At 62.3% G+C, this 8,010-nt stretch carries 5 protein-coding genes and 2 pseudogenes; all 7 read left to right on the top strand.

The features are described from left to right. The first annotated feature begins 106 nt into the window (after window positions 1–106). Window positions 107–999, top strand: a pseudogene (locus JWR98_RS27860) (LysR family transcriptional regulator). Window positions 1,000–1,005: 6 nt separating this feature from the next. Continuing rightward, a complete protein-coding gene (locus JWR98_RS27855) occupies window positions 1,006–1,611 on the top strand; it encodes a tRNA-uridine aminocarboxypropyltransferase (protein ID WP_078734159.1) in 606 nt (201 codons plus the stop codon). Window positions 1,612–1,841: 230 nt separating this feature from the next. After that, a complete protein-coding gene (gene cysM / locus JWR98_RS27850) occupies window positions 1,842–2,744 on the top strand; it encodes a cysteine synthase CysM (protein WP_078734158.1) in 903 nt (300 codons plus the stop codon). Continuing rightward, on the top strand, window positions 2,744–4,096 hold the full coding sequence (rlmD, locus tag JWR98_RS27845; RefSeq protein ID WP_078734157.1) for a 23S rRNA (uracil(1939)-C(5))-methyltransferase RlmD: 1,353 nt from the start codon (window positions 2,744–2,746) through the stop codon (window positions 4,094–4,096). Before cysM ends, rlmD begins: the two co-directional genes overlap by 1 nt. Window positions 4,097–4,220: 124 nt before the next feature. Continuing rightward, window positions 4,221–6,463: pseudogene (relA, locus tag JWR98_RS27840) on the top strand (GTP diphosphokinase). 90 nt (window positions 6,464–6,553) lie between these two features. Next, complete coding sequence (mazG, locus tag JWR98_RS27835) at window positions 6,554–7,387, top strand: nucleoside triphosphate pyrophosphohydrolase (RefSeq protein WP_205491765.1); 834 nt, start codon at window positions 6,554–6,556, stop codon at window positions 7,385–7,387. Window positions 7,388–7,412: 25 nt separating this feature from the next. Further along, window positions 7,413–7,958, top strand: a complete 546-nt coding sequence (locus tag JWR98_RS27830) for a DUF2058 domain-containing protein (protein WP_078734154.1) — start codon at window positions 7,413–7,415, stop codon at window positions 7,956–7,958. Window positions 7,959–8,010 lie beyond the last annotated feature (52 nt).

The raw sequence follows: 8,010 nt of genomic DNA, 5'->3' as shown, positions 1-8,010 counted from the left end.
GGGCTTGCCCCCCGATAGCAGTGGATCAGCAAGCACATATGCAGCTGACCCGGCGCTATCGGGGGCAGCCCTCCCACAGGATTTTGTGTATGCCTCTGGAAACCTCATGGCCAACGCCTTGCCCGACCTCAAACTCCTGCGCATCTTCGTCAGCGTCGTACGGCACCAGGGGTTTGCCAATGCCCAGCACGAACTCAACCTGTCGACGTCGCCATCAGCACCTATATGAGCCAGCTGGAATCGGCGCTGGGCCTGGTGTTGTGCCATCGTGGGCGGGGCGGCTTCAGCCTGACCAGCAAGGGCGAGTTGTTCCATCAGGAAACCCTGCGCCTGCTCGCTGAGCTCGAAGGCTTCGAGCAATATGCCGCCGCGCTGAAAGGCGAGTTGCGCGGTACCCTCAAGCTCGGCGTGCTCGACTCCACGGTCAGCGACAAGGCCCTGCCGTTCGCCGAAGTGATCGGCGCCTACAGCCTGGAACACCCGGCGGTGCACCTGCATTTATCGGTGATGAGCCCTTACGAGCTGCAACTGGGCGTGCAGGACAACCGCCTCGACCTGGCCATCGGCGCGTTCTCCAACCGCATGAGCGGGTTGATCTATATGCCGCTGTACCGCGAGCAGCATTGGTTGTATTGCAGCACGCGGCACCCGCTATTCAATGAACGACGCATCCCCGAACAAGTGATCACCCAGCAGCGCATGGTCGGGCGTGGCTACTGGAGCCAGGCGGAACTGGCGCGCCACGGCTTCAAGCACAGCGCCGCGACGGTGGAAAGTATGGAGGCACAGCTGATCCTGGTGCTGTCCGGCGCCTATATCGGCTACCTGCCGGAGCACTATGCGCAGGCTTGGGCCGACAAGGGGGACCTGCGCGTGCTGCTGCCGGCGACCTTCGGCTATCAGGCGCCGTTCTCGATGATCATGCGCCGGGGACGCAGCCGCGAGCCGCTGATCCAGACCTTTCGCGATTTACTCAAAGCCCAGCTCAACCAGGCCTGAAAAACCATGTCCAGATCCCAGTGTTCCCGTTGTCTCAGGCCCGCCGCCCATTGCCTGTGTGCACTGATTCCCTGCCTCGATAGCCGCACCCGCGTGCTTGTTTTGCAGCACCCGAGCGAGGTCAATCATGCGCTCAACACCGCGCGGCTGGCGGCGTTGGGATTGAACAATGCGCAGTTGGTAGTGGGCGAGGTCTTTGATGATCTGCCGACCCTGTTGAACCCGCCCGGCTATCAGGCGCGGCTGTTGTTTCCGGCTGACGATGCCCAGCCGCTGCAAGCCTATGCTCCCGGCGATCAGCCGTTATTGTTAGTGGTGCCTGACGGCACCTGGCGCAAGGCGCGCAAACTGCTGCACCTCAATCCTTTGCTGGCGGCGCTGCCTCGGGTGACGCTGGTCGAGGGCGCCGTGTCCCGCTATCGACTGCGCAAGGCGCCGGGGCCTGGCGCGTTGTCGACGGTGGAGGCGATTGTGCAGGCGTTGCAGGTGCTGGAGGCGCCGGTGTCGTTCGAGCCGTTGCTCAAGCCGTTTGATGCATTGATCGAAGGGCAGATTGCGGCGATGGGGGAGGAGGTCTTTCGGAGAAATCATGGCGATGGGCATTTGCGCTAGGCGGGATATCGAGGCGCGGCCATCGGGGGCAAGCCCCCTCCCACATTCGACCGAGTTCCAGCATGAGAATGCGGTCCAGTGTGGGAGGGGGCTTGCTCCCGATGGGGCCCTCAAGCTCACCCTCTTTTCCGCTTATTCCTTTAAACCATAAGCACCACACTTTGCGTGATATGGCCTGCCGGTCTTTCCCGGTATGATGTGCGCCCCGCAGTCTGGATTGCGAATACGCCATGACCTTGCAGTACCCAACAATCGCCGATTGCGTCGGCAACACGCCCCTGGTCCGCTTGCAACGCATGGCGGGTGAAACCAGCAATACCCTGTTGCTCAAGCTCGAAGGCAACAACCCGGCCGGTTCGGTAAAAGACCGCCCTGCGCTGTCGATGATCACCCGCGCCGAGTTGCGCGGGCAGATCAAACCCGGCGACACCCTGATCGAAGCCACCTCGGGCAACACCGGGATAGCCTTGGCCATGGCTGCGGCGATCAAGGGCTACAAGATGATCCTGATCATGCCCGACAACTCCAGCGCCGAGCGCAAGGCCGCGATGACGGCCTACGGGGCCGAGCTGATTCTGGTCACTCAGGAGCAGGGCATGGAAGGCGCCCGCGACCTCGCCGAGCGCATGGCCGCCGAAGGCCGTGGCCAGGTGCTGGACCAGTTCGCCAACGGCGATAACCCCGAGGCGCACTACACCACCACCGGCCCGGAGATCTGGCGCCAGACCCAGGGCACCATTACCCATTTCGTCAGTTCCATGGGCACCACCGGCACCATCATGGGCAACTCGCGCTACCTCAAGGAGCAGAACCCGGCGATCCAGATTGTCGGCCTGCAACCGATGGAAGGCGCGGCCATCCCGGGCATTCGCCGCTGGCCCGAAGAATACCTGCCGAAGATCTACAACGCTTCGCGGGTGGATCGCATCATCGACATGGCCCAGCGTGAAGCCGAAGACACCACGCGCCGCCTGGCTCGTGAAGAAGGCATCTTCTGCGGCGTGTCGTCCGGCGGCTCCGTGGCCGGTATGTTGCGCCTGTCCAAAGAAGTGGAAAACGCGGTCATCGTCGCGATCATCTGTGACCGAGGCGACCGTTACCTGTCGACCGGTATCTTCGACGAACCCAACTGATGGCCAAGCACGAGAGAGGCCTGCGCTTTCAACCGACGGGCGGTAGTCGGGCCCCGCAGATCCCGGTGGGCAAGAAACAGCGCCTGACCATCGAGCGCCTGGCCAATGACGGCCGTGGCATCGTGTTCTTTGAAGGCCGTACCTGGTTCGTCAATGGCGCATTGGCCGGCGAAGACGTCGAAGCGCGTGTATTGGGCGCCCACGGCAAAGTGGTCGAAGCCCGTACCGAGCGGGTGTTCAAGGCCAGCGAGCTGCGTCGTCCGGCACCTTGCGCGCACTTTGGCCGCTGCGGCGGTTGCAGCGTGCAGCATCTGCCCCACGACGAACAACTTGCCCTGAAACAGCGCATGCTCGCCGAGCAACTGTCGCGTGTGGCCGGTGTCGAACCGCAAGAGTGGGCGCCACCGTTGAGCGGCCCCGAATTGGGCTACCGACGCCGCGCCCGCGTGGCGGTGCGTTGGGATGCCAAGGCGAAAAAGCTCGAGGTGGGCTTTCGCGCCGTGGCCAGCCAGGACATCGTCGCCATCGATGATTGCCCAGTGCTGGTACAGGCCTTGCAACCGATCATGCAGCGCCTGCCGAACATGCTGCGTCGCTTGAGCAAACCTCAGGCGCTGGGGCACGTGGAGCTGTTCAGCGGTTCGTCCATCGCCGTGTTGCTGCGGCACATGGCGCCGTTGTCCGAAGCGGACCTGCAGGTGCTGCAAGAATTCTGCGCTTTCCATGAGGCCCAATTGTGGCTGCATGGCGAAGGCCAGCCGCAACCCGTCGAGCCCGATCAGGCCCTCGGCTTTCGGTTGGAGGCCTGGGATCTGGCGCTGGCTTACCGGCCAGGCGATTTTGTCCAGGTCAACGCCGGGGTCAATGAGGCGATGGTTACCCAGGCCCTGGAATGGCTGGCACCCCAGCCGGATGACCGCGTGCTGGACCTGTTTTGTGGCTTGGGCAACTTTGCCCTGCCACTGGCCAAACAGGTACGCGAGGTGGTCGCGGTGGAAGGTGTGCAGACCATGGTGGAGCGGGCGGCACTCAATGCCGTTAGCAATAATCTGGATAATGTGCAGTTTTTTCAGGCTGATTTGTCCCAGCCTTTGACTGACGCGGAATGGGCCAAACAGGGCTTTTCTGCGGTACTCTTGGACCCACCCCGCGATGGTGCCCAAGAGGTTGTGCGCAAGCTCGCCACTCTGGGGGCCAGGCGCCTGGTGTATGTGTCCTGCAACCCGGCCACGCTGGCACGGGACACGGTTGAGCTGGTCAAGCAGGGCTACCGGCTAAAACGGGCCGGGATCCTCGACATGTTTCCGCAGACCGCGCATGTCGAGGCCATGGCATTATTTGAAGCGGGCTAGGATGCCCGTTTAATCCGACCGGCCTGCGTTCTCCAGGGCCTATGACCTGCCACGGAGCTCGCAGTAAACAAGGTCGGCGATGATTTTGGCGCATCGAAGATGCGCCGTAGGGAAGGTAAGAGAAATGGTACAGGTGAGAGCACACCAGCCGATCAATACTGACGGCAGTATCAACCTGGAGGCATGGCTGGACCATGCCATCAGTGTCGACCCGGCACTGGACCGTGAAACCATGAAGGCCGCCTGCGAGTTCGCACGTGAGTCCGAGCAACAAGACAATGCGGCCAAGAACCTGTGGGCCGAAGGTACTTCCAGTTTTCGTACCGGTCTGGAAATCGCCGAGATCCTCGCCGATCTCAAGCTGGACCAGGATTCGCTGATCGCCGCCGTACTCTATCGCGGCGTGCGCGAAGGGCACATCCCGTTGGCGACCGTGGGCCAGCGTTTCGGCTCGGTGGTGGCCAAGCTGATCGACGGCGTGCTGCGCATGGCCGCCATCAGCGCCAGCCTCAGCCCGCGTCAGTCCCTGGTGCTGGGCACCCAGGGCCAGGTCGAGAACCTGCGCAAGATGCTGGTGGCGATGGTCGACGACGTGCGCGTCGCGCTGATCAAGCTGGCCGAGCGCACCTGCGCAATTCGTGCGGTGAAGACCGCCGACGACGAAAAACGCAACCGCGTCGCCCGCGAAGTCTTCGACATCTACGCGCCGTTGGCGCACCGCCTGGGCATCGGCCATATCAAATGGGAGCTGGAGGATTTGTCCTTCCGCTACCTGGAACCCGACCAATACAAACAGATTGCCACCTTGCTGCACGAGCGGCGGCTTGACCGCGAGCGCTTCATCAGCGATGTGATGGGCCAGTTGCGTTCGGAGCTGCAGGCCACCGGCGTCGACGCCGATATCAGCGGCCGTGCCAAGCACATCTATTCGATCTGGCGCAAAATGCAGCGCAAGGGCCTGGCCTTCAGCCAGATCTATGACGTGCGTGCGGTGCGCGTGCTGGTGCCGGAGATGCGCGACTGTTACACCGCGCTGGGCATCGTGCATACCCTGTGGCGGCACATTCCCAAAGAGTTCGACGACTACATCGCCAACCCCAAGGAAAACGGCTACCGCTCGCTGCACACCGCGGTGATCGGCCCCGAAGGCAAGGTGCTGGAAGTGCAGATCCGCACCCACGCCATGCACGAAGAGGCCGAGTTGGGCGTGTGCGCGCACTGGCGCTACAAGGGCACCGACGTCAAGGCCGGGTCCAACCAGTACGAAGAGAAAATTTCCTGGCTGCGCCAAGTGCTGGAATGGCACGAAGAACTCGGCGACATCGGCGGCCTGGCTGAACAGCTGCGCGTGGACATCGAGCCGGACCGGGTCTACATCTTCACCCCCGACGGCCATGCCATCGACTTGCCCAAGGGCGCCACGCCGCTGGATTTTGCCTACCGCGTGCACACCGAGATCGGCCACAACTGCCGGGGCGCCAAGATCAACGGGCGCATCGTGCCGCTCAACTACAGCCTGCAGACCGGTGAACAGGTCGAGATCATCACCAGCAAGCACGGCACGCCGAGCCGCGACTGGCTGAACCCGAACCTGGGCTACATCACCACCTCGCGGGCACGAGCCAAGATTGTGCACTGGTTCAAATTGCAGGCGCGCGACCAGAACGTCGCGCCGGCAAGACCTTGCTTGAGCGCGAACTGGCGCGCCTGGGCCTGCCGCAGGTGGACTTCGACAAGCTGGCTGAAAAGGCCAACATGAAGATCGCCGAAGACATGTTCGCCGCCCTCGGTGCCGGCGACCTGCGCCTGGCGCAACTGGTCAACCTGGCCCAGCAGTTGGTCGAGCCGGAGCGCGGCAACGAGCAACTGGAACTGATCCCCCGCAAGGCCACCGGCTACAAGCCCGGCAAGCGCGGCGATATCCAGATCCAGGGCGTGGGCAACCTGATGACGCAAATGGCCGGTTGCTGCCAGCCGCTGCCGGGCGACGCCATCGTCGGCTACATCACCCAGGGCCGTGGCGTGAGCATTCACCGTCAGGACTGCGCCTCGGTGCTGCAACTGGGCGGGCGCGAGCCGGAAAGGATCATCCAGGTCAGTTGGGGCCCGGTGCCGGTACTCACCTACCCGGTGGATATCATCATCCGTGCCTACGACCGTTCCGGTTTGCTGCGTGATGTGTCGCAAGTGCTGCTCAATGAGCGGATCAACGTGCTGGCGGTCAACACCCGCTCGAATAAAGAGGACAACACCGCGTTGATGTCCCTGACCATCGAGATCCCCGGGTTGGACGCATTGGGGCGGTTGCTGGGGCGGATTTCCCAGTTGCCGAACATCATCGAGACGCGGCGCAACCGCACGCCATGAATCGCTGGATGAACACGGACTAAATGTGGGAGGGAGCAAGCCCCCTCCCACAGTTGATCGGCGGCGTTCTGACTGATCGGATAGAGAACGATGTATTCACTCGATGACCTGCTGCACCTGATGAACCGCCTGCGGGACCCGCAATACGGCTGCCCGTGGGACATCAAGCAAACCTACGCGACCATCGTGCCGCACACCCTCGAAGAAGCCTACGAGGTCGCTGACGCCATCGAGCGCGGCGACTTCGACCATCTGCAGGGTGAACTGGGCGATCTGTTGTTCCAGGTGGTGTATTACAGCCAGCTGGCGCGGGAAGAAGGGCGCTTTGAATTTGCCGGGGTGATCGACAGCATCACCCGCAAGCTCATCCGTCGCCACCCGCACGTGTTTCCCAGCGGCGATCTGTATGCGCCGCTGGATGTCCCGCAATTGAGCGAAGAGCAGGTCAAGCTGCGCTGGGAGCAGATCAAGGCCGAGGAGCGTGCCGAAAAGTCCGACGCGCCGGAGCAACTCTCCCTGCTCGATGATGTGCCCGCCGCCTTGCCGTCATTGTCCCGCGCCGCCAAATTGCAAAAACGCGCCAGCCAGGTCGGGTTTGACTGGCCGTCAGCGTTGCCGGTGGTGGATAACGTGCGCGAAGAGCTCGATGAAGTGCTCGAAGCCATGGCCGATAACGACTCGGTGGCCATTGCCGACGAGGTCGGTGACCTGCTGTTTGCAGCGGTCAACCTGGCCCGGCACCTCAAGGTCGACCCTGAAACCGCGCTGCGTGGCGCCAATGCCAAGTTCGAACGACGTTTCCGATTTATCGAACAGGCATTGCGCGAGACGCATCAACCCATAGAAGATTGCACCCTCGAACAGTTGGACGCCCTGTGGGGCGAAGCCAAACGTCAGGAAAAGAATGTGTCCAGCTGCGGTTGAGCAGTTGCCTAAGTGAGTAAGCACCATGAGCCTTTCCCTTCGCGACCAGCTGCTCAAAGCAGGTCTGGTCAACCAAAAGCAGGCCAAGCAGGTCGGCAAAGAGAAACAGAAGCAGCAACGTCTGGTCCACAAAGGTCAGATCGAGGCGGATGACACCCAGGCCCGCCTGGCCATTGAGGCTCACGCCGAGAAGGTCAAGCGCGACCAGGAACTGAACCGTCAGCAGCAGGAAAAAGCCGAGGCCAAGGCCCGTACGGCCCAGGTCAAGCAACTGATCGAGACCTCGCGCCTGCCCAAGCTGACCACCGAGGACTACTACAACTTCGTGGATGACAAGAAGGTCAAGCGCCTGTCGGTCAACACGCTGATGCGCAACAAACTGAGCAACGGCTCCCTGGCGATCGTGCACCATGGCGGCGGTTACGAAGTGATCCCGCGCGAGGCGGCGCTGAAGATCCAGGAGCGCGCGCCGGAGCGTATCGTGCAGCTCAACATCCTCACTGAAAGCCAGGTGCCGGATGAAGACGATCCGTACGCGGCCTACCAGATCCCCGATGATCTGATGTGGTAAGGCTGTAAAAACAACAAACCCCGCTCAAAAGGCGGGGTTTGTTGTTTATGCG

It is taken from the genome of Pseudomonas lactucae, assembly GCF_016937615.1.
Taxonomy (GTDB): domain Bacteria; phylum Pseudomonadota; class Gammaproteobacteria; order Pseudomonadales; family Pseudomonadaceae; genus Aquipseudomonas; species Aquipseudomonas lactucae.
The sequence above is the reverse complement of the archived record's forward strand: the minus strand, read 5'-3'. Positions and strand labels throughout refer to the sequence as shown.